Source organism: Streptomyces sp. CA-251387, assembly GCF_050936625.1.
Lineage (GTDB): Bacteria > Actinomycetota > Actinomycetes > Streptomycetales > Streptomycetaceae > Streptomyces.
The window spans coordinates 4383217-4404114 of record NZ_JBNJMJ010000001.1 but is presented as its reverse complement, the minus strand read 5'-3'; the positions used below and the strand labels follow the sequence as shown (position 1 = coordinate 4404114).

Sequence of the window (20898 nt, the reverse complement as noted above, 5' to 3'; positions counted from 1 at the left end):
GCGCCGTCAGGCTGCGGCGTCGAGGGCCGGGATCAGCTGCTCCTCCTCGTACGTCAGATGCGCCTCCAGCTCCGCCGTGAGCCGCTCCACCTCGGTGCGGGCGGTGGCCGGGTCCGGGTGCTCGGCGGTCACGGCGCGACGCAGGTCCTCGACGAGGGCGGCGATGCGCTCGTGCTCCTCCCGGAGACGGGCCAGGGCGGGGGCGAGCTCGGGGCGGCCGTCGGCCAGGAACGGGAACAGCATCGTGTCCTCGCCGGTGTGGTGGTTGTGCAGGCCCTGGCAGAAGGTGAGGCAGTTGACGCGGAGCTGGGCGCCCAGAGTGGAGCCGCCCTTGGCCATCTCCTCGCGGATCAGGGCGAGTTCGCGGCGGAAGGCGTCGTGGACGACCTTGATGGCCTCGCCCATGGAGGAGGCGTTGATGGTCCCCGGGCCGCCCTGGGCGATGCTGTGCAGGGCCACGACGGGGATCACCCGGTCCGTCTTCTCCTGGTACGCCGCCCAGCCCGGATCCGCCTCCACGGCCCGTGCGAACGCCCGGTCCCGCTCCTCGCCGTCCAGGACGACGGCCCGCGCCTCGTAGGTGAACGCGCCGCTCTCGACGGTGACTTGGGGGTGCGCGAGGAGGTTGTGGAACCACGCCGGGTGCTTGGGGGCGCCGGCGGCCGAGGCGATGACCAAGACGCGGCCGTCGCCGTCGGGGAGGTAGCCGACGGGGGTGGTGTGCGGGCGGCCGGTGCGGGCGCCGGTGGTGGTGAGCAGGATCAGACGCGCACCCTCGAAGTAGCCGCCGACGCGGCCCTTGTTGGCGCGGAACTCGTCGATGACCTGTTGATTGAAATCGTGGGGCAATTCTCCCTCTTTCTCTGTCGCTGGTTTCCGTACGGAGGGAATTCCGTACGGAGGGAAGGCGAAGAGAAAGAGGCGGGCTCCTGGCCCGCGCCCACAGCCTCACTCAGAGGCCGGGCAACACCCAACTCGCTCACGGCACAAGGCCGACCCGGCAGTCATGGGCACGACGGTAACTTTGCTGCCATGACCGACGCGACCGAATTTCAGGACAGCCCGTTTCGAGACAGCCCGTTTCAGGACATCCCCACGACCACCCTCGCCGACCTGCTGGGCCGTGAGCAGGTGATGGACATCGGCATACGTCCGCTGTGGAATCCGGTGCCGCGGATCGCCGGTCCGGCGTTCACCGTGCGGTGCCCGCCCGGGGACAACCTCATGCTGCACGCGGCCATCTACCGCGCGGAGCCCGGGTCGGTCGTCGTGGTGGAGTCGGGGGACCTGGACTACGCGTTGGCCGGGGGGAACGTCTGCGCCGTCGCCCACCGCCGGGGCGTCGCCGGGTTCGTCGCCGACGGGCTGATCCGGGACCTGGGGGAGGTGCGGGAGAGGGGGTTCCCGGTGTTCGCACGGGGCGTCATCCCGATCCCGGGCGGCAAGTCGGTCGTACGGCCGCTGAACGAGCGGGTGCGGTGCGGGGGTGTGTCGGTCGACGCGGGGGACGTCGTGGTGGCCGACGAGGAGGGCGTCGTGGTGGTGCCGGGCGCCCGTCGCGAGGAGGTGCTGACGGCGGCCCGCGCCAAGCTCGCCAAGGAGGCCGGCGAGACCCTCGACGCCTGGGAGGAGGCGCACCGGGCACGCATCGACAAGGTTCTCGCGGAGCAGGGGTTCGAGGGCTGAGCGGCTGAGGGCCGTAAGGCTCTTCGCGGCCGTACGACTTCTTCGCTGTCGTACGGCTCTTCGTGGCCGTACAGCTCTTTGCGTACGGCCCTCACGGGCTGATGCTGTCCCCGATGCTCCTCTTCCTCGACGTCGACGGAACGCTGATCCCCTTCGGGGCGGAGCGGCCGTACCCGCTGTACGAGCCGCCCCAGCCTCTGCCCGAGACGGCCGCCCACCCCCTCCTCGCCCGCGTCGACCCCGCACTCGGCATCCGTCTGCGACGGCTCGCCGCGCTGGGTTGCGAGCTCGTGTGGGCCACGACCTGGATGGATGACGCCAACGCCGCCCTCGCACCCTGGCTCGGCCTGCCCCCGCTGCCGGTGGTCGACTGGCCGGACGAAGGCCCGGAACCCCGTCTCGGCCCCCGTGGCCTGCACTGGAAGACGCGGCCCCTCGTGGCCCGGGCCGCCGACCGCCCCTTCGTCTGGGTCGACGACGAGATCACCGACGCCGACCGGGCCTGGGTGGCCGGCCACCATCCCTCGCCCGCCCTCCTGCACCGCGTCGACCATCGCCATGGCCCCACCGGCCGGGACTTCACCGTCCTGGAGGAGTGGATCACCGCAGGTGGCGGCCCAGCAGCTCGGTGACCCGCATAAAGCCGTCCGTGCCATGGCCGAGGGCGACGACCCGGCGGGCCAGTCCTTCGGCGGCGCGGATCACCCCTGCCTCGATGCCGTGGGACTCGGAGGCCTGGACGATGTGCGCCATGGAGGAGACGGCGGACGTGATCGGGTTGAGTTCGCCGGAGTATGTGCCGTCGTCGACGTCGCCCGCGAACTCCTCGAACAGCGGCGGCAGGATCGCGCCGATGCCCTGGGCGAAGGGGGCGAGTTCCCGCGCGGTGATGCCCTCGGCCCGGGCCATGGCCAGGGCGTGCGCGTAGCCGGCCATCGCCGTCCAGAAGATGTCGAGCAGGGCGATGTCGTAGGCGGCGGCCCGGCCGATGTCCTCGCCGAGGTGGGTGTGGGTGCCGCCGAGCGCGTCGAGGACGGGCCGGTGCTCGCGGTAGAGCTCCTCGGGGCCGCTGTGCAGGAACACCGCGTCCGGCGTCCCGATGGTCGTGGTCGGCGTCATGATGGCGCCGTCCAGGTAGCGGATGCCGTGCGCGGCGGCCCAGTCGGCCGTGTCCCGGGCCCGGGCCGGGCTGTCGGCGGTCAGGTTCACGACCGTACGGCCTTTGAGCGCGTCGGTGACCGCGTCCTGCCGCAGGACGGCGTCGGCGGCGTCGTAGTTCACCACGCAGACGACGGTCAGCGTACTGGCGGCGACCGCCTCCGCCGGGGACACGGCCGCCTTGGCACCGCGGTCGAGGAGCTCCCCGTCCCGCCCGGGCGTGCGGTTCCAGACGGTGACCCGCAGCCCCGCGTCCAGGAAAGCACCTGCCAGGGCGCGGCCCATCGGGCCGAGGCCGAGGACGGTGACGGTGACGGCGGACTCGCCGACGTATGTGGACATGACTCAACTCCTTGTAGGGTGGCGATAGTTGATGAATCGGTGACAAAAGGGGTGGGGTATGACGCATCGGCGCCATGACCCGAACGTGTGTGGGGTGACCGCCGCGATCGCCGTGATCGACGGCAAGTGGAAGACCTCGCTGCTGTGGCTGCTGGAGGACGGCCCGCACCGCCCGGCGGAACTGCGCCGCCGGCTGCCGGGCCTCAGCGAGAAGGTGCTGACCCAGGCGTTGCGTGAGATGGAGACGGACGGGCTGGTGCACCGGGAGGTGTACGACGTCCTGCCGCTGAAGACCGTGTATTCCCTGACCGAGTTCGGCCGCGACCTCGCCGAGGCCGTGGCGCCGCTCTCCGAGTGGGGGCATCGCCGCCTGGAGAGGCTGGATGCCGCCGACCGGTCGGCTTCCTGATCCGAACGTCACCTCCGTCCGCCGCGGGGTCCGGCACCTCGCCGATCACCCGCATACAGGTTCTGACGTCCGTCGGCCGCTGCCAAGTACCCACAAAAAAGTGGGTACTTGGCCCTCGTATCCGGGGCGGAGCGGTGGTCAGACCCCGGGCCGGCGAGCCTGCTTCACCTCGCGGGCGACCGCCCACGCGTCGCCGACCGGCCCCACGTGCCCGAGCTTGTCGGGGTTCTGCACCGAGCGGATCGTCTGGATCCGCCCGTCGAGGACGTCGAGGGCCAAGGTGTTGATCACCTTGCCGTCCCGGTCGCGCAGGACGGCGCCCGGCTGGCCGTTGACCTCGTGCGGCTCCAGCGTCGCCTCGATCCGCATGAGCAGGGGGAAGTTCGCGGCCAGCACCCGGGCCACGTTGTCGGCACCGAAGACGGACCTGGCCAGCTGCGGGGCCTTGCCGCCGCCGTCGCCGACCATCTGCACGTCGGCCGCGAGCAGCTCCCGCAGCCCGTCGACGTCGCCTTCCCTGAGCGCGTCGAAGAACCGCGCCGCCAGCTCCTCCCGCTCCCGGCGGTCCGCCTCGAACCGGGGGCGCCCCGCGTCCATGTGGCGCCGCGCCCGCGTCGCGAGCTGGCGGCACGCCGCCTCCGAGCGCCCCACCGCCGACGCGACCTCGGGGAAGCCGAACCCGAACACCTCGCGCAGCACGAACACCGCGCGCTCCAGCGGGCTGAGCCGCTCCAGCAGCAACAGGGCCGCCATCGACACCGAGTCGGCCAGCTCCGCCGACCGTGCCGGATCCTCGTAGGGGTCGGTGAGCAGGGGCTCGGGGAGCCACGCCCCGACGTACGTCTCCCGCCGGACGCGGGCCGAGCGCAGCACGTCGATCGAGATCCGGGTCACCACGGCCGAGAGGAAGGCCTTGGGCGAGGCGGGCCGGGTCGGGGACGCCTCGTACCGCAGCCAGGTCTCCTGGACCGCGTCCTCGGCCTCGCTCACGCTGCCGAGGATGCGGTAGGCGATCGCGGACAGCAGCGGCCGTAGCTCCTGGAACTCCTCGGTGCGGGTCATGTCCTTCCCCGTTCGGGCGGCGCCCTCCTCCGTGCGGGTCACGCCAGTTCCTCCTTGAAGCCCTGGCGCCACGACGGGTACCGCGGCTCCCAGCCGAGCTCCCGCCTGGCCCTGGCGTTGGAGAAGCCGCGGCCCTCGGTCATCAGGGTCACCGCGAACTCGCCGGCCAGCAGCCTGGCCAGCCACCGCGGAACCCGCATCGGCGGCTTCGCCCCCGCGCAGGCGGCCAGATACGGCAGCCAGTCGCGGACCTGGGCGGGCTCGTCGTCCACGATGTTGAACACGCCCCTCGCCTGCTGCTCCACGACCAGCACGGTGGCGCTCGCCGCGTCGTCGAGGTGCACCCACGAGTTCCAGCCGGTGCCGTCCCCGACGAGCGGGAACTTCCGCTTGCGTACGAACTCGACCACGTCGTCACTGGCGCCCGGCCCGTAGAACCCGCCGTAGCGCAGGACCGTGCCGCCGGCCTTGGGCACCACGTCCTGGATGTGCAGGACGCCCGCCGAGATCCTCTGCGCCATCGTCCCCGAACCCGGGTCGATGGGGTCCTTCTCGGTCAGCAGCCCCGCCCCGGCCCCGTAGCTCTGCGCGAAGCTCTGCACGACGACATGGGGGACGCCGGTCGCGTCGGCGGCGGCCAGCAGGTGGTCCGTGCCCTCGATGCGCAGCCGGTTGGTGGTGGCGAACGTCCGGTCGGGGTGCCGCATGTCGGCCTTGCCGGAGATCGCGGTCATCTCGTGCACGATCGCGTCCGGCCGCGCCGCGGCCACCGCCTCACCGACCGACATCCCGTCCAGCCCGTCCATCACGACGCCCTGCGCGCCGAGCTGCTCCAGCAGCCCCAGCTTGGCCGCGCTCGTCGTCGTGGCCGTCACCTGATGGCCACGGGCCACCAGCTGCGGCACCAGTCGCCGGCCCAGGGCCCCGGTACCCCCTGCCACGAACACCCGCATGATCCTCACCTTCCCGACTATGAATCCGTCTCTGCAACCTGGGACGAGACAGCCCGGGCGTCTGTGACATCGGGGGGAAAGCGTCGTGCACACCCTGACGGTCGACACGTGGCGTGGCGCACTATTGCAAGCGGGTGCTTGCAATAGTTAGCGACGGTGAGGCAAGGTGGAGACATGGCATCGCTCAACGTCGGCAATCTCGGCGAGTATCTGCGTGAGCAGCGGCGCACCGCGCAGCTGTCGCTGCGGCAACTCGCCGATGCCGCCGGGGTGTCCAATCCGTACCTGAGCCAGATCGAGCGCGGGCTGCGCAAGCCGAGCGCGGAGGTGCTGCAGCAGGTCGCCAAGGCGCTGCGGATCTCCGCGGAGACGCTGTACGTCCGCGCCGGCATTCTCGACGCCGAGCGGGACCGGGACGAGGTGGAGACGCGCGCCGTCATCCTCGCCGATCCCACGCTGAACGAGCGGCAGAAGCAGGTGCTGCTCCAGATCTACGAATCCTTCCGCAAGGAGAACGGGTTCGGGATATCCACCGAGGCGGGCGAGATCGCCGAGGTGATCGCGGCCGTCGGCTCGGATCCGGACTCCCCGCAGAGCGACGGCCACCCCGACGGCGCGGCGGACGCCCAGGGCAGTGACGCCGCCGTACGCCGCAGCCGTACGACCCGCACGAACAGCACGGCCGACGGCGGCCGCAAGTCCGCCGCGCGCCGTACCCGCAACACCGGTAAGACCAGCAAGCCCCGCACGACCCGTACGTCCGACGGCAGCGACGCCGACCCGGAAAACCCGATCAACCCGCAGCAGTCGGCCGGCTGACCGAGTTCTGCCGTACGCGCGCCACACACCGGCACGCGTCGACACGAACCGGCGGACCAGCCGTCCGGTCGCCCGCGGGATCCAAAACCCTCACCTCAAAGCAACCCGGGAGGACCATCACCATGGCCATCGCCGACGACCTGCGTAAGACCTTCAGCGACCCGACCCCGCTCTACTTCGCCGCCGGCACCGCCGACCTGGCCTTCCAGCAGGCCAAGAAGGTGCCCGGCCTGGTGGAGCAGCTGCGCGCCGAGGCGCCGGCCCGGTTCGAGGCCGTTCGCAACACCGACCCCAAGGCCGTCCAGGAGAAGGCCACCGCCCGCGCCAAGGAGGCGCAGGAGACCCTCCAGGCCAAGGTCAACGAGCTCATCAGCACCCTGGACGCCGACATCAAGAAGTTCGGCAGCAACCTGGACGCGGACTTCAAGAAGCTCGGCAGCAACCTCGACGCCGACCTGAAGAAGCTCGGCGAGACCGCCCAGGACTTCGCGCTGCGCGGTGTCGGCGTCGCCGCCGAGTACGCCGTGAAGGCCCGCGAGACCTACGAGAAGGTCGCCGAGCACGGCGAGCAGGCGGTGAAGCACTGGCGCGGCGAGGCGGCCGAGGAGATCGAGGAGCTCGCCGTGGCCGTCGAGCCGAAGGCCGAGCCGGTCGAGGTCAAGGAGGACAAGGCCGAGGCCGAGACCGCCGAGACCAAGTCCGCCGCGGAGGCCGCCGCGGCGAAGAAGACCACCGCGAAGAAGACCACGGCACGCAAGACCACCGCCAAGAAGACGACCCCGCCCGCCAAGTAACCCCTACGGGTGAAAAGGGGCCGTTCGGCACGGGCCGGGCACTCAGCGAGTGCTCGGCCCGTTGTTCGGGTAGCGGTCCGGCGGTTGGGGGTACGGTGACCGCGTAGGTACGAGCCGAATCAGGTGGTGGACGTTGTGCTGATGCAGGGCTTCGCGGGGTTCATGTGGCTGCTGAGCATGGCCCTGATCCTTTTCAGCGGTTTCGCGCTGATCGACGCTGCCTTCCGCCGGGAGGACGCCTACCGAGCGGCCGACAAGCAGACCAAGCCGTTCTGGATGATCATCCTCGGCATCGCCTTCGTGGTGAACCTGCTCTTCCCGATCCTGTCGTTCCTGCCGATCATCGGCCTCATCGCGACGATCGTGTACATGGTCGACGTCCGCCCAGCCATCAAGAGCCTGCCGGGCGGAGGCCGCAGCAGAAGGGGCTCCAGCAGCGACGGGCCCTACGGCCCGTGGAATGGCGGACGGTAACGTCCCTGGGGGCGCGGGGCTGTGTCCGAGCAGACGGCATACAGCAGGCCCCGCTACGGCGAGCCCCGGCTCAGACTCCCCGGTCGAGCAACAGCACCGCCACGTCGTCCGTCAGCTCGCCCCCATTGAGGTCCCGAACCTCATTGACGGCCGCCCGCAGCAAGGCCTCCCCGCGCAGCCCCTCAGCCAGCTGCCGACGGACCATCTCCACCATGCCGTCCTGCCCGAGCCGCTCCCGCCCCTCGCCGACACGCCCCTCGATGAGGCCGTCGGTGTAGAGCATCAGACTCCACTCGGCCCCCAGCTTCACCTCCATCCGGGGCCACCGGGCCCCGGGCAGCAGACCGAGCGCGGGCCCGTTGTTGTCGTACGGCAACAGCTGCGCGGGCCGGCCGGGCCGGGCGACCAGCGGTGACGGATGCCCGGCGAGGCACAGCCCGGCCCGCCGCCCGTCCGGCGCGATATCCACCGTGCACAGCGTCGCGAAGATCTCGTCGTCGGCCCGCTCGTGCTCAAGGACCTGCTGAAGGGTCCCCAGCAGCGCGTCCCCGCACAGGCCGGCCAAGGTCAGCGCCCGCCAGGCGATGCGCAGCTCCACACCGAGCGCGGCCTCGTCGGGCCCGTGCCCGCAGACATCACCGATCATGGCGTGCACGGTCCCGTCCGCGGTGCGGACGACGTCGTAGAAGTCACCGCCCAGCAGGGCACGCGAACGCCCCGGCCGATACCGCGCGGCGAACCGCAGCGAGGACCCCTCCAGCAGCGGCGTCGGCAGCAGACCGCGCTCCAGGCGGCGGTTCTCCTGCGCCCGCATCCGGCCCTCGGCCAGCCGCCGCTCGGCCGTGTCGGAACGTTTCCGCTCCACGGCGTACCGGATCGCCCGGCTCAGCAGCCGCCCGTCCAGTTCGTCCCGGAAGAGGTAGTCCTGCGCGCCGACGCGCACGGCCTCCGCACCGCGCTCGGCGTCGCCGGAGGCGGTGAGCGCGAGGACGGCGTGCCGGGGAGCGATCTCCAGGACGTGCCTGAGCACGGCCAGCTCGTCGTCGGCGGCGGCCCGGCCGGGCGCCGGTAGCGCGAGGTCGAGCAGGATGCAGTGGACGTCGTCGGTGAGCAGCCGCTCGGCCTCGGTGAGGTTGCGGGCGGTGCGCACGCGGATCGGCTTGCCGGCCGAGTCGAGCAACTCGGGCACGATCGCCGACCCGCCGGGATCGTCCTCGATCAGCAGCAGGGTCAGGTTGGTGTGGGTGGTGTTCTCGACCGTCTGTTCCTTACGCGGGGCCTCTTCCGTGGAGGTGCCGCCTGGGGACGCGGCCTGCGCCTGACCACTCTCCGCGGCCGGGATCGCTCTCTGCCGCGGTATGGGTACGGGCATCGTCTTGAGTTCCTTCCCTCCCCCCGAGGGCATGGTGGGAACGAGGGACCTCGATCCACCGACGGGGACCATAGCGGGTGTCGGCGCCGCAATGGAATGGTGTGAGCCACGCCGCGTTGACGCTGGCCTCTGTCATATGCCGCGTTCCGTACCGCAGTTGGACAGGCCGGAGCAGGGCAAGGGATGACGAACGTCACGCCGGCGGCGGGTTTCACGGCAGAGTGACGTGGGGTGGGTCACGTGGCGGGGGTCACGACCACCCGTCACAAACCGCAGGTCTCATCGCCACCCAGCCTCTGCCTCACCTGTCACAAGCCCCCCTGAACCCTCACGCATCGGGCCGAACCACTCCGAGAATCGGCATCGATCCGGCCCCGGCGACCGTCACCGTCCGCCCGGGTCGTGGGGCGTGGATGATGGCGCCGTCGCCGATGTACATGGCCACATGGCTGGCGTCGCCGTGGTAGATGATGAGGTCGCCGGGGCGCATGTCCTCGATGTCGATGCGCTTCAGCTGCTTCCACTGCTCCTGCGAGGTCCGCGGAATCCCCTGCCCGGCGCTCGCCCAGGCCTGTGACGTGAGCCCTGAACAGTCGTACGACTTCGGCCCCTCGGCGCCCCATTCATACGGTTTGCCCAGCTGCTCAGTGGCATACTCGACGGCCTCGCGGCCCTGCTCGGACGCCTTGCCCTTGATGTCCTCGAGGATGCCGGAATCCAGCCAGGCGGTCTGCGCCTTGTAGGCGGCCTCCTTCTCCAGCTCGGCGAGGCGCTCCTTCTCTTCCTTCTCCAGCCTGGATTCGAGCTGTTCGGCCGCCTTGATCTGCTGCTCGATCTTCTTCTGGGCGGCCGCCTTGGCCTTGCGGCCGGCTTCCAGCTTCTGCCACTGAGCGGAGGCGTCCTTGGCGTACTGCTCCAAGTCCTGCTGGGTGCGGGTCATTTCGGCGAGCAGCCCCTTGGTCGCGCGCTGGCCCTGCAGTACCCGCCCGGCGCCGTCGAGGAAGCCCTGTGGATCGTCGCTGAGCATCAGCTGGGCCTCGTCGGGCAGCCCGCCGGACCGGTACTGAGCGGCGGCCGCGGCGCCGGCCCGCTTCTTCAACTCGGCCAGCTTCTCCTGGCCTTTGACGATCTTCTTGGCCAGCGCGACGATCTCGGCGGACTGCTTCTCGGCCGCCTCCTCGGCGGCGTTGTACTCGTCGGTCGCGACGGCCGCGGCGTGGTAGAGCTTGTCGAGCTTCTGGCGAACGGCCTCAAGGTCCTTGTTCGACACGGCCGTCGGGGAAGACGAGGGTGACGGCCCAGGGGAAGGTGCCGCGAACGCCGTACCAGGCGCCGCCAGCACGGTGACCGCACAGACCACGGTCAAGGCCACGAGGACGCTGCGCTTGCCCGGCGAGAGGGTGCGCTTGCCCGGTCCCATACCTCTGCCCCCAAACCTGATTTACCGTCAGTAACTTATCGGCGCTTGGGGGATCGTGCCACGACGACGCGCAAAGCGACAGAGGCAGTCGGACTACGTATTTCCCCCCTCGCCCGCCCCCATGACGATCTCCCCGCCAATGTGACGAACGACTCGCGGAGATCGTTCCCCGCCCCCGGAGTCAGGCCCGCGGCGCCAACGCCTCCCACCGCACCGTCACTTCACCCTGCCGCCATCGCACCGGCCCGTCCATCACCGGCCAGTCACCCGCGAGGTCCCGCACCGCCCGCATCCACCGCTGCCGCGCACCGTAGGACGCATAGGGCGCGGCGGCGGCCCAGGCACGGTCGAAGTCGCGCAGAAAGGCATGCACCGCCTCACCGGGCACATTGCGGTGAATGAGAGCCTTCGGCAGCCGCTCGGCAAGATCCGACGGCCGCTCCAGCGACCCCAGCCGCGTCGCGAAGGTCACCGTGCGCGGCCCCTCCGGCCCGAGTGCCACCCACACATGCCGGCGCCCGACCTCGTCACAGGTCCCCTCGACAAGCAGCCCCCCACGCGACCCGACCAGCGGATCGGCCGGCGCCAGCCGCGCACACAGCCGCTCCCAGACCCCGGCGACCTCACCCTCCTCGTACTGCCGCAGCACATTCGCCGCCCGCACCAGCACGGGCCGCTGCGGTATCGGAATCTCGAACCCGCCATGCCGAAAAACGAGCCCTTCCCGCTCGTACGACGCGGCGGCCGCGACCCGCGCCGGCTCGATCTCGACACCGACGACCCGCGCGCGGGGCGCTGCCGCGCGGAGCCGGGTGAGGAGCTCGACGGCCGTCCAGGGAGCGGCGCCGTATCCGAGATCGACGGCGACAGGCTCGGCGGCCCGCCGCAGCTCGGCCCCGTGCGTGTGGGCGATCCAGCGGTCCATACGACGGAGCCGATTCGGATTGGTGGTCCCGCGAGTCACCGTTCCCACGGGGCGGGCGGCGGCGCGGGCAGTCATGGATACGAGGGTAAAGGGCCCGGCGCGGCCCCGACCCACGACGAACGAGTAGTGCGCAAGGCGCACCCCCACTCAGGGCCACAGGCTGCCGCAGGCACAGCCGCGCACCCCCCACAACCCGCACCCCCACAACCCGCACCGCCCACCACAGGTGGACGCCCCCCGGCCCCGAACAGTTGAGCGACCCCCGGTAATACCTCGGCAAAAACCACCCCACCAGGAATGGCAACCCCTCCCCCCGCTGTTGCACCCCCTTGGAGGGCCCCACACCCTCCACCCGGCATGCCCGCAGCCAAGGAGGACCGCCACGTGAGCCAGTACGTCAGCAGGCTCGGGCGTCGCTCTCCGGCGGCCCACCCGCGGCTCAGGCTCCACCGCCGCCCCCGCCGCGTAGCCATGCTCTCCGTGCACACCTCACCGCTCCACCAGCCCGGCACCGGCGACGCCGGCGGCATGAACGTCTACATCGTGGAGCTCGCGCAGCGCCTCGCCGCGATCAACATCGAGGTGGAGATCTTCACGCGCACGACCGCCACGGACCTCCCCCCCACCGTCCAGCTCGCCCCCGGCGTCCTCGTCCGCCACATCGACGCGGGCCCCTACGAGGGCCTCAACAAGGAGGACCTCCCCGCCCAGCTGTGCGCCTTCACCCACGGCGTGATGCAGGCCTGGGCCGGTCACCGCCCCGGCTACTACGACCTGGTCCACTCCCACTACTGGCTCTCCGGCCACGTCGGCTGGCTGGCCGCCCAGCGCTGGGGCGCCCCCCTGGTGCACGCCATGCACACCATGGCCAAGGTCAAGAACGCCAACCTCGCCGACGGCGACACCCCCGAGCCCGCAGCCCGGGTCATCGGCGAAACCCAGATCGTCGCGGCCGCCGACAGGCTCATCGCCAACACGGCCGAAGAGTCCGACGAACTCGTACGGCACTACGCGGCCGACCCCGCCAAGGTCGCCGTGGTCCACCCCGGCGTCAACCTCACCCGCTTCTCGCCCGCCGACGGCCGAGCCGCGGCCCGCGCCCGCCTCGGCCTCCCGCAGGACGCGCTGATCCCCCTGTTCGCGGGCCGCATCCAGCCCCTGAAGGCCCCGGACGTCCTTCTCCGCGCCGTAGCCGTCCTCCTCGACGAGCACCCTCACCTCCGCTCCCGCATCGTCGTCCCCATCGTCGGCGGCCCCAGCGGCAGCGGCCTCGCCAAGCCCGAGGGCCTGCAGAAGCTGGCGGCACGCCTGGGCATCGCGGACGTCGTACGGTTCCGCCCGCCCGTCGGCCAGGATCAGCTCGCGGACTGGTTCCGCGCGGCATCGGTGCTGGTCATGCCGTCGTACAGCGAATCCTTCGGCCTGGTGGCCATCGAGGCGCAGGCGGCGGGCACGCCCGTGCTGGCGGCAGCGGTAGGCGGCCTCCCGGTCGCGGTCCGCGACGGCCGTACCGGCTTCCTGGTCCAGGGCCACAATCCGGCCGACTACGCGCGCGTGCTGCACGCCTTCGCGGAGGACCCGCACCTGTCCCCCCGCATGGGCGAGGCCGCGGCCCGGCACGCGCAGTCCTTCGGCTGGGACGCCGCGGCGGCCGCCACGGCGGACGTCTACACGGCCGCGACCCAGTCCCACCGGCGTCGCGTACGCTCCCACCATGGCTGACGCACAGAAGACGGCGCAGGTCGTCGAGGGAGCCCTGAAGGACGCCGAACTGGAGTGGGAGAGCCCCGCCCCCGGCAACTACGTCGTCAAACTCCCCGGCACCCGCAAACTGTCGACGACGGTCTCCCTCCTCGTCGGCCGCCACTCCCTGTCGCTCAACGCCTTCGTCATCCGCCACCCCGACGAGAACGAGCCGGGCGTCCACCGCTGGCTCCTGGAGCGCAACCTCAAGCTCTACGGCGTCAGTTACGCCGTGGACCGCCTCGGCGACATCTACGTCACCGCCAAGCTCCCCCTCTCCGCCGTCACCCCCGACGAGATCGACCGTCTCCTCGGCCAGGTCCTGGAGGCGGCGGACGGCGCCTTCAACACCCTCCTGGAGCTGGGGTTCGCCTCCGCGATCCGCAAGGAGTACGAGTGGCGAGTGGCGCGCGGCGAATCGACGCGCAACCTGGACGCGTTCAGTCATCTGACTCAGCGCTCAGCGGACTGACGTAAAGGTCCGAACCAACTCACGCTGCGCGACCCCTTCCGCGCTTCGCAGGGTCGTGGCATGCTCGCGCCCACCGCACATCTGAACGTCGTTCACATCCATGAAGAGCCGCATGGAGGACGCACGGACATGGGCAACACGCACCTCACCAGACGGGCCCTGCTCGGCGGGGCCACGGCCGTGGCGCTCGGCGCGGCGACGGGCGCGGCGACCGGCACGGCACGGGCGGCATCCGCCGCCGAAGCCCCGCCTCTCTGGCACGAGTTCACCCACACTCCCTTCACCCACCCCCAGATCCCCTTCGTCGGTAGAGCCGGCTACCGCGGCGGAGCGCCCCGCTTCCCCCGCCGCCCGGCCGTGGCCGACATCCGCGACTTCGGTGCCGTGCCGGACGGCACGACCGACTCCGCCCCCGCGATCAACCGTGCCATCGCCGCCGCCGGAAGGGCCGGCGGTGGCACGGTCACCATCCCGCCCGGCACGTTCCGCATCGACGACGTGATCCGCGTAGGCCACTCGAACGTGGTGCTCCGCGGCGCCGGCAGCAGCCGTACGACACTCCACGCGACGAAGAACCTCACCGACCTGATCGGCGCCTATGGCTCCCGCTACGGCGGCGACAAGTCGGCGTGGTCCTGGGCGGGCGGCCTCATCTGGCTCGCCCCCGAGGCCCGCTGGAACTCCCTCGTCGCCGCGATCAGGGCGAAGGCCTGGCCCTTCGAGGGCTGGACGGGCAACCGGCGCGACGAGTGGCGCACGCTCACACCGGTCGACCCCGCGCGCCAGGGCGCCTGGACGGTGACGGTCCCGGACCCCTCGTCGCTGCACCCCGGCGCCCTGGTCCTGCTCCGCCTCGCCGACGACGCCGACCACACCCTCCTGGAGCACATGTGCGGCGGCGGCCCGGGCCCGGAGGCCTACACCTGGGCCGAAAAGACGAAACTGACGTCGTACGTCCCCTACGAATGGCCGGTCCGCATCGCCCGGATCCACGGCCGGAAGATCACCCTGGAACGCCCCCTTCCCCTGGACACACGCCCGGAGTGGAACCCCCAACTGACCACCCACACGCCCGAGCTGACGGGAGCGGGCGTCGAGGGCCTGACCCTGGAGGCGCCGGAGACCCCACAGCAGCCCCACCTCCTCGACCGCGGCCACAACGGCGTCGTCCTCCAATGCGCCTACGACTGCTGGGTGGACGACGTGACCGTCCGCCACGTCGACAACGGCTTCGGCCTGGTCGCGGCCTCCGCCTGCACGCTCCGCCGCACGCGCGTGTCGGGCCGCGGCACCCACCACCCGTACTTCTGCCGCGAGGGCTCGCACGACAACCTGATCGAGGACTTCACGATCGAGGCCCGCACGACCCCGGCCCCCGCGGGCACCCAGCTCCACGGCATCAACGTCGAGGGCCTGTCCTCGCACAACGTCTGGTCACGCGGCGAGATGCGGACGGGCACCTTCGACAGCCACCGCGGCCTGCCCTTCGCCAACGTCCGCACCGACATCACCGTCCACAACGACGGCCGTCACGGCGGAGACGCGAGCGCGGGCCCACTGTTCGGCGCACGCTTCACCCACTGGAACGTCCGGGTGACCAACGGCCGCGCGGGCATGATCCGCCTCGACGGTCTGGCCCCGTACTCCGCCACCGTCGGCATCAACGAGGTCACCGAGTTCGACCAGATCGACGTACCGGACTTCACGGGGGACCTCCACTCCCGCCTGGAGCTGTACGGCACCACCGACGTCGTACGGCCGCGCAATCTGTACGACGCTCAGCGCGCGCTGCTGCGGTAGCGCCCCGGTGGCACGCCCACCAACTTCCGGAAGTGGCGCGTGAGATGGGACTGGTCGTAGAAGCCCGTCGCGGTCGCCACCTCGGCCGGCGACCGGCCTTCCAGCAGCAGCCGGCGGGCGTGGTCGACGCGGCGGGACATCAGGTACTGGTGCGGGGCGATGCCGTACGCGGTGCTGAACGACCGTACGAGATGCGCGGGATGGGCCTGGACGAGCGCGGCCGCCTCGTCGAGGGCGATGCCCTGGACGACACGTTCGTCGAGGAGTTCGCGGAGGCGGCGGGCGAGGGCAGGATCGCGGCGCGGGAGGTCGGTGACGGTTCTGGGCCGCAGGTGTGCGCGCAACCGGTCGCCGATGAGAGTGAGCCTGCTGTCCGCCTCCAACTCGTCGCCGGGCTGCGCGAGGGCGGCGTGCAACTGGCCGACGCGCTGCCGCAGCACCGGATCCCGGAGGTCGGGGGAGTCCACCGCCGGGCCGATCAGGTCCTCGCCCAGCCGGGTGCTGTCCAGGTACAGGACGCGTTTGCGGAAGCCGTGCGGGGTGGCGGGGGAGCCGTTGTGGGGGACGTGCGGTGGCAGGAGGGACACCGTGTCGTGCGGGGTGCCGTGCTCGTGCCGGTCGAGGTCGTACCGTACGGCGCCGTCGTCCACGATGAGGAGCGTCCAGGCCTCGTGGACATGCATCGGATACGCGTACTCGGTGAAGTGGGCGTGGAAGACCTCGGTGACGCCCGGGACGGAGGGGCGCCACGCGGAGACCTCCTGGTGGTTCCGGGCGGCGGCCATGCAAAGAACGTACAAGACGGAGTCGTACGGCGGCCGCCAGTCTCGTCGTATGAGCGATGCGACCGATGCGACCGATCAGGCCCCTGTCCGTTTCGACACGAAGATCGCCGTGCTGCTGCGCGAGGACCTGGAGCCGTGGCAGCGTCTGAACGTCACGGCCTTCCTGGTCAGCGGCCTGGGCACGCAGCTCCCCGAGGTGATCGGGGAGCCGTACGAGGACGGGGACGGCGTCCGTTACCTGCCGATGTTCCGCCAGCCGGTCCTGGTCTTCGAGGGCACGAAGGAGACGCTGACGACGGCCCACGCGCGCGTGCTGTCCCGTTCCCTCCCGCGCGCGGTGTTCACCTCCGACCTCTTCACGACGGGCAACGACCGGGACAACCGCGCGGCGGTGCGGGCCGTGCCGACGGGGGAGCTGGATCTGGTGGGGCTGGCGGTGTACGGGCCGAGGAACGCGGTGGACAAGGTGGTGAAGGGGGCGCGGATGCATCCGTGACGACGACCGGGTGCGGATGCACTCGTGACGACGACCGGCGAACCCCGGGGATTCGCCGTCAGGCGGGGCTGACCTCGCTCTTCGCGGTGGCCGGGGTTTCGTCGTCGGCGGGCTTCTCCGCCGGCAGCCGGCGCATCAGGGCGCCGTATCCGATCGCCGCCGCCGTACCGACGACCGCGCACAGCCCCCACAGCCACTCCGCGCCGTAGTGGTCGATGACGAAGCCGGACATCAGGGGCGCGACCAGGGCGGCCACGGACCAGGACATGGTGTACATGCCCTGGTACCGCCCACGTCCCTGGGCCGGGGAGAGGCGGACGACGAGCCCGGTCTGGGTGGGCGCGTTCAGCATCTCGCCCAGCGTCCACACGCACACCGTCAGCGCGAAGACGCCGACCGAACCGGCGAACGCGGTGAGCCCGAAGCCGTACCCGGCCAGCAGGGACGAGACGACGAGGATCCGCCCCGTGTCCCGGCGCTCGATGAACCGCGTCACCGGGATCTGCAGCGCGACGATCAGGACACCGTTGACGGCGATGGCGAGGCCGTAGTCGGCGGGGGAGAACCCGGCGTCGCCCATCGCCACCGGCAGCCCCACAGCCCCCTGCTGGAAGACGAGGGCGACGAGGAAGGACAGCCCGACGACGCTCATGAAGCGCCCGTCGCGCAGCACGGTCCCGAGCCCGACCTCCTCGGCGGCCTTCTCCGCCTGCGTCCGCTCGGGCCGCGACTCGGGCAGCTTGACGAACACCACGACCGCGCAGACGGCCGTCATCCCCGCCTCGATCAGGAATCCGGCGAGGTAACTGACCTCCGCGATGAACCCGGCGGCCATGGAGGAGATGGCGAACCCGAGGTTGATGGCCCAGTAGTTGAGCGAGAAGGCGCGCACCCGGTCCTCGGGCCGGACGATGTCGGCCATCATCGCCTGCACGGCGGGCCGGGAGGCGTTGGAGGCGGCGCCGACGAGGAAGGCGACGGCGGCGATGGCGACGGGGTGGTGCACGAAGCCGAGGAGCGCGACGGAGAGGGCGGTGGACGCCTGGGCGACGAGAAGGGTGGGCCGCCGCCCGAGCCGGTCGGTCATGACGCCGGCGCCGATCGAAGAGACGACCCCGCCGAGGCCGTGGAGCGAGGCGACGAGACCGGCGTAGGAGGCGGAGTACCCGCGATCGAGAGTGAGGTACAAGGCCATGAAGGTCGCGACGAATCCCCCGAGCCGGTTCACCAGGGTGCTGGTCCACAGCCACCAGAACTCGCGGGGGAGCCCGGAGACGGTCTCTCGGGTGGCACGTCTCAGGGCGGCGAGCGACATAGAAATCCCCCAGGAATGGCACAGCCAGGAACGGCACGGTCGATGTAAGCGGCTCATGCGGTAGGCACAACTTACGAGCGCGCCCTTGTCGGAGGCCACTCAATTAACAGATCCCGTCAACAGTCCGCCCATCGAGAGGCGGGCGCACCCGATCAGAGGCTTGGATTACGCTCATCGCATGGCCGACGCACCGTACAAGCTGATCCTCCTCCGCCACGGCGAGAGCGAGTGGAACGCGAAGAACCTGTTCACCGGCTGGGTGGACGTCAACCTCAACGAGAAGGGCGAGAAGGAGGCAGTCCGCGGCGGCGAGCTCCTGAAGGACGCCGACCTCCTGCCCGACGTTGTCCACACGTCCCTCCAGAAGCGCGCGATCCGCACGGCCCAGCTGGCCCTCGAGGCCGCGGACCGTCACTGGATCCCCGTCCACCGCTCGTGGCGCCTGAACGAGCGCCACTACGGCGCCCTTCAGGGCAAGGACAAGGCCCAGACCCTCGCCGAGTTCGGCGAGGAGCAGTTCATGCTGTGGCGCCGCTCGTACGACACCCCGCCGCCCCCGCTCGAGGACGGCACGGAGTTCTCCCAGTCGGACGACGCGCGTTACGCGACGATCCCCCCGGAGCTGCGCCCCCGCACGGAATGCCTGAAGGACGTGGTGTTCCGCATGCTCCCGTACTGGTACGACGGCATCGTCCCCGACCTCCTGACCGGCCGCACAGTCCTGGTCGCCGCCCACGGCAACTCACTGCGCGCCCTGGTCAAGCACCTCGACGGCATCTCCGACGCCGACATCGCCGGCCTGAACATCCCGACGGGCATCCCCCTGTACTACGAGCTCGACGCCGACTTCAAGCCGGTGACGCCGGGCGGCAAGTACCTGGACCCGGAGGCGGCTGCGGCGGCCATCGAGGCGGTCAAGAACCAGGGCAAGAAGAAGTAGGCTCCATGATCATGCCCCCGACCTGCGCTGATGGCGCGGATCGGGGGCATTTTCATGGCCCGGTCCACCCGCGGACCCTCAGCCGGGTTGGCCGGCAGCCGATGATTCCACCAACTCGAGGAGAAGCCAGGATTAAGTGATGGGCCGGGTCGGCAAGGGTGCACAACCCCCCTCACGCCCCCTCTGTCTGATGCAGGTGAAGTCACCACCCATTCATCAAACGTGGGGGAAACCACGCCATGCGCCTACGCGCCACTGTCGCCACCGCCACCGCCGCTGCCCTCAGCGCCGCCCTGGCCGTCACCGCTCTCGTCGTTCCGGCCGCCGGGGCCGAGCCGGACGACTCGGGCACGACGTTCTGGAACATCGATGTCAACCACAACCGCGACTACACCGTTGGCGTCGAGGCCGCGCGGAAGAAGGTGTTCTCGGTCTCCGCGACGGTCAGCGACCCGTCCGGCGTCCAGAGCGTGTCGTACGAGCTGTGGCACGGAGCGGACCGGGCGAAGGCCGACGGGGTCCTGGTCGGGTCGAGCCACTGCGTGAAGATCAACGAGACCACCTCCTTCTGCGAGGCCCTCGTGACCGCCGACCCGAACGTCAACCTCCGCAGCAACGCCCTCGCCGGTGTCTGGACCATCAGCCCCGTGGCCACCGACGGCGCCGGCAACGTCACCCGCGGGGACGGCGCCTACCTCGCACGCATCAAGCGCCAGACCTACATGTCCCAGACCGTCGCCACCCCGCAGCCGGTGAAGAAGGGCAAGGACCTCACGGTCAAGGCCCGTATGACCGTCGCCAGCTGGGAGACGCACAAGAACGCGCCCCTCATCGGGCACCAGGTGCTGCTCCAGTACCGCAAGGGCACGAGCGGCCCCTTCGTCACGCTGAAGAAGATCAAGACCGACCGCAACGGCTGGGCCACGGCCACCGTGAAGGCGACGGCGGACGGCGCGTACCGCTACGACTTCGCGGGCACGAGCCTCACCCAGGCCACGACCGGCTCGGCCGACTTCGTCGATGTGAAGTGAGACCGGACCGGTGAACTGAGCCCGGACCGCTGAAGTGACCGTGAGGTGGTCGTCCCCTGACCGCGACATCGGCGGGCAGGGGACGACCCCCTCCTACCTACCTACCTACCGCGTCAAAACTGTGTGAGCCACGTTGGCAGGATGTCTGTCGGCTCAGCTGATCGGATCCGCCCGGCACCCCCTCGCTACGATCGCTGCTCATGGACACCAGGGGCGGGGATTCCTCACATCGGAGCACGGACGTCGGTACGGCTGTGGAGTTCGTCTACCGGCCAACCGCAGCGGACTTCGAAGAGGCGCTCCGTGCACGGGCTCGTCGGTCACCGTCCGGTCGGATCCAGGCACTTGTGGCGCCGCTCATGGCGGCAATCGCCGTGAGCGTCTTCTCGGTCGTCCGGGATGAACCGCCGGTCGTGTGGATCATCTCGCTGGTGCTCGCCGTGCCAGTCGCGTTCTGGGGCACTGTACGAGGGCTGCGCACCATGGCCCGCCGGATGTTCAGCGTGGTGGAGCCGTACGGACAGTGCCGGACGGTGGCGGACGACCGTGGTGCGGTCACCACTGGTGAGCGGGCGTCCTTCAGCATGGACTGGACGGTGTTCCGGGAGTATCTGGAGACGCCCGGACTCTTCGTGCTCCTTGGCGGTGATCGCGCGTCCGGAGTCGCGCTACTGGCCAAGCGGGGCGCTCAGGACCCTGCGGACGTCGACCGGCTCCGGGCAATCCTGGACCGGAACCTGAAGCGGCGCTAGACGGAGGTCTGTAAGTCCCCACTTGAACGGCCTCGCACACAGCCCACGCGTGCGGAGGCTTGGCGAAGTGGACATCACCGAGTACGAGCAGGAGTCGCGAGACCTCAGCCACTCGGGCACCGGCATCGACCTGACAGGGCTGATGTCGAG

The 20898-nt window shown here is 70.7% G+C and carries 22 protein-coding genes; 13 read left to right on the top strand and 9 right to left on the bottom strand.

Annotation, left to right across the window (positions count from 1 at the left end):
• Window positions 1-6: 6 nt before the first annotated feature.
• A complete protein-coding gene (locus ACQEV2_RS19585) occupies window positions 7-849 on the bottom strand; it encodes a nitroreductase/quinone reductase family protein (protein WP_433042847.1) in 843 nt (280 codons plus the stop codon).
• A gap of 183 nt (window positions 850-1032) precedes the next feature.
• Here ACQEV2_RS19585 and ACQEV2_RS19580 point away from each other — a divergent pair, with 183 nt between their 5' ends.
• Together ACQEV2_RS19580 and ACQEV2_RS19575 are read left to right on the top strand one after the other, a co-directional pair.
• A complete protein-coding gene (locus ACQEV2_RS19580; RefSeq protein WP_433042844.1) occupies window positions 1033-1686 on the top strand; it encodes an RraA family protein in 654 nt (217 codons plus the stop codon).
• A 113-nt stretch (window positions 1687-1799) separates the two neighbouring features.
• On the top strand, window positions 1800-2318 hold the full coding sequence (locus tag ACQEV2_RS19575; protein ID WP_433054592.1) for an HAD domain-containing protein: 519 nt from the start codon (window positions 1800-1802) through the stop codon (window positions 2316-2318).
• On the opposite strand, the gene ACQEV2_RS19570 is transcribed toward ACQEV2_RS19575, so the two are convergent.
• Window positions 2287-3186 (bottom strand): NAD(P)-dependent oxidoreductase, encoded by a 900-nt coding sequence (locus ACQEV2_RS19570; protein ID WP_433042841.1) that lies wholly within the window; start codon window positions 3184-3186, stop codon window positions 2287-2289. The two genes, ACQEV2_RS19575 and ACQEV2_RS19570, sit on opposite strands and share 32 nt — an antisense overlap.
• Window positions 3187-3244: 58 nt before the next feature.
• On the opposite strand from ACQEV2_RS19570, the gene ACQEV2_RS19565 reads away from it, so the two are divergent.
• Complete coding sequence (locus ACQEV2_RS19565) at window positions 3245-3595, top strand: winged helix-turn-helix transcriptional regulator (protein ID WP_433042838.1); 351 nt, start codon at window positions 3245-3247, stop codon at window positions 3593-3595.
• Window positions 3596-3733: 138 nt separating this feature from the next.
• Here the strand turns inward: ACQEV2_RS19565 and ACQEV2_RS19560 are convergent, their stop codons facing one another.
• Window positions 3734-4657: an RNA polymerase sigma-70 factor gene (locus ACQEV2_RS19560; RefSeq protein WP_433054589.1), complete on the bottom strand. Its 924-nt coding sequence runs from the start codon at window positions 4655-4657 to the stop codon at window positions 3734-3736.
• 38 nt (window positions 4658-4695) lie between these two features.
• Window positions 4696-5610 (bottom strand): NAD-dependent epimerase/dehydratase family protein, encoded by a 915-nt coding sequence (locus ACQEV2_RS19555; RefSeq protein ID WP_433042835.1) that lies wholly within the window; start codon window positions 5608-5610, stop codon window positions 4696-4698.
• Window positions 5611-5784: 174 nt separating this feature from the next.
• Here ACQEV2_RS19555 and ACQEV2_RS19550 point away from each other — a divergent pair, with 174 nt between their 5' ends.
• The 3 genes from ACQEV2_RS19550 to ACQEV2_RS19540 all read left to right on the top strand — a co-directional run bounded on the left by ACQEV2_RS19550 (window position 5785) and on the right by ACQEV2_RS19540 (window position 7697).
• A complete protein-coding gene (locus tag ACQEV2_RS19550; RefSeq protein WP_433042832.1) occupies window positions 5785-6429 on the top strand; it encodes a helix-turn-helix domain-containing protein in 645 nt (214 codons plus the stop codon).
• Window positions 6430-6551: 122 nt separating this feature from the next.
• The gene (locus tag ACQEV2_RS19545) at window positions 6552-7223 is read left to right on the top strand and encodes a hypothetical protein (RefSeq protein ID WP_433042829.1); all 672 of its coding nucleotides are present in this window, start codon (window positions 6552-6554) and stop codon (window positions 7221-7223) included.
• Between the two features lie 141 nt (window positions 7224-7364).
• Window positions 7365-7697, top strand: coding sequence for a DUF2516 family protein (locus tag ACQEV2_RS19540; RefSeq protein WP_398819620.1), 333 nt, complete (start codon window positions 7365-7367; stop codon window positions 7695-7697).
• Between the two features lie 70 nt (window positions 7698-7767).
• On the opposite strand, the gene ACQEV2_RS19535 is transcribed toward ACQEV2_RS19540, so the two are convergent.
• The 3 genes from ACQEV2_RS19535 to ACQEV2_RS19525 form a co-directional block, all read right to left on the bottom strand.
• Complete coding sequence (locus ACQEV2_RS19535) at window positions 7768-9069, bottom strand: PP2C family protein-serine/threonine phosphatase (protein WP_433042826.1); 1302 nt, start codon at window positions 9067-9069, stop codon at window positions 7768-7770.
• Window positions 9070-9397: 328 nt separating this feature from the next.
• Window positions 9398-10489, bottom strand: a complete 1092-nt coding sequence (locus tag ACQEV2_RS19530) for a C40 family peptidase (RefSeq protein ID WP_433042823.1) — start codon at window positions 10487-10489, stop codon at window positions 9398-9400.
• Between the two features lie 181 nt (window positions 10490-10670).
• Window positions 10671-11489 (bottom strand): class I SAM-dependent methyltransferase, encoded by an 819-nt coding sequence (locus ACQEV2_RS19525; RefSeq protein WP_433042820.1) that lies wholly within the window; start codon window positions 11487-11489, stop codon window positions 10671-10673.
• Window positions 11490-11798: 309 nt separating this feature from the next.
• Between ACQEV2_RS19525 and mshA the strand changes: the two genes are divergently transcribed.
• The 3 genes from mshA to ACQEV2_RS19510 all read left to right on the top strand — a co-directional run bounded on the left by mshA (window position 11799) and on the right by ACQEV2_RS19510 (window position 15429).
• Window positions 11799-13136, top strand: a complete 1338-nt coding sequence (gene mshA, locus ACQEV2_RS19520) for a D-inositol-3-phosphate glycosyltransferase (protein ID WP_433054586.1) — start codon at window positions 11799-11801, stop codon at window positions 13134-13136.
• Window positions 13129-13629, top strand: a complete 501-nt coding sequence (locus tag ACQEV2_RS19515; protein WP_433042817.1) for a YbjN domain-containing protein — start codon at window positions 13129-13131, stop codon at window positions 13627-13629. Before mshA ends, ACQEV2_RS19515 begins: the two co-directional genes overlap by 8 nt.
• 129 nt (window positions 13630-13758) lie before the next feature.
• Window positions 13759-15429 (top strand): glycosyl hydrolase family 28-related protein, encoded by a 1671-nt coding sequence (locus tag ACQEV2_RS19510; RefSeq protein ID WP_433042814.1) that lies wholly within the window; start codon window positions 13759-13761, stop codon window positions 15427-15429.
• Here ACQEV2_RS19510 and ACQEV2_RS19505 read toward each other — a convergent pair.
• On the bottom strand, window positions 15408-16214 hold the full coding sequence (locus tag ACQEV2_RS19505) for an AraC family transcriptional regulator (RefSeq protein WP_433042810.1): 807 nt from the start codon (window positions 16212-16214) through the stop codon (window positions 15408-15410). The two genes, ACQEV2_RS19510 and ACQEV2_RS19505, sit on opposite strands and share 22 nt — an antisense overlap.
• 49 nt (window positions 16215-16263) lie before the next feature.
• Here ACQEV2_RS19505 and ACQEV2_RS19500 point away from each other — a divergent pair, with 49 nt between their 5' ends.
• The gene (locus tag ACQEV2_RS19500) at window positions 16264-16710 is read left to right on the top strand and encodes a DUF2000 family protein (protein WP_433042807.1); all 447 of its coding nucleotides are present in this window, start codon (window positions 16264-16266) and stop codon (window positions 16708-16710) included.
• Between the two features lie 58 nt (window positions 16711-16768).
• On the opposite strand, the gene ACQEV2_RS19495 is transcribed toward ACQEV2_RS19500, so the two are convergent.
• Window positions 16769-18025, bottom strand: a complete 1257-nt coding sequence (locus ACQEV2_RS19495; protein WP_433042804.1) for an MDR family MFS transporter — start codon at window positions 18023-18025, stop codon at window positions 16769-16771.
• Between the two features lie 178 nt (window positions 18026-18203).
• Between ACQEV2_RS19495 and ACQEV2_RS19490 the strand changes: the two genes are divergently transcribed.
• From ACQEV2_RS19490 to ACQEV2_RS19480, 3 genes are all read left to right on the top strand, one after another.
• Complete coding sequence (locus tag ACQEV2_RS19490; RefSeq protein ID WP_433042801.1) at window positions 18204-18965, top strand: phosphoglyceromutase; 762 nt, start codon at window positions 18204-18206, stop codon at window positions 18963-18965.
• Window positions 18966-19204: 239 nt separating this feature from the next.
• Window positions 19205-19996, top strand: coding sequence for a calcium-binding protein (locus ACQEV2_RS19485; RefSeq protein ID WP_433042798.1), 792 nt, complete (start codon window positions 19205-19207; stop codon window positions 19994-19996).
• A gap of 359 nt (window positions 19997-20355) precedes the next feature.
• Window positions 20356-20748, top strand: coding sequence for a hypothetical protein (locus ACQEV2_RS19480; RefSeq protein ID WP_433042796.1), 393 nt, complete (start codon window positions 20356-20358; stop codon window positions 20746-20748).
• Window positions 20749-20898: the final 150 nt, after the last annotated feature.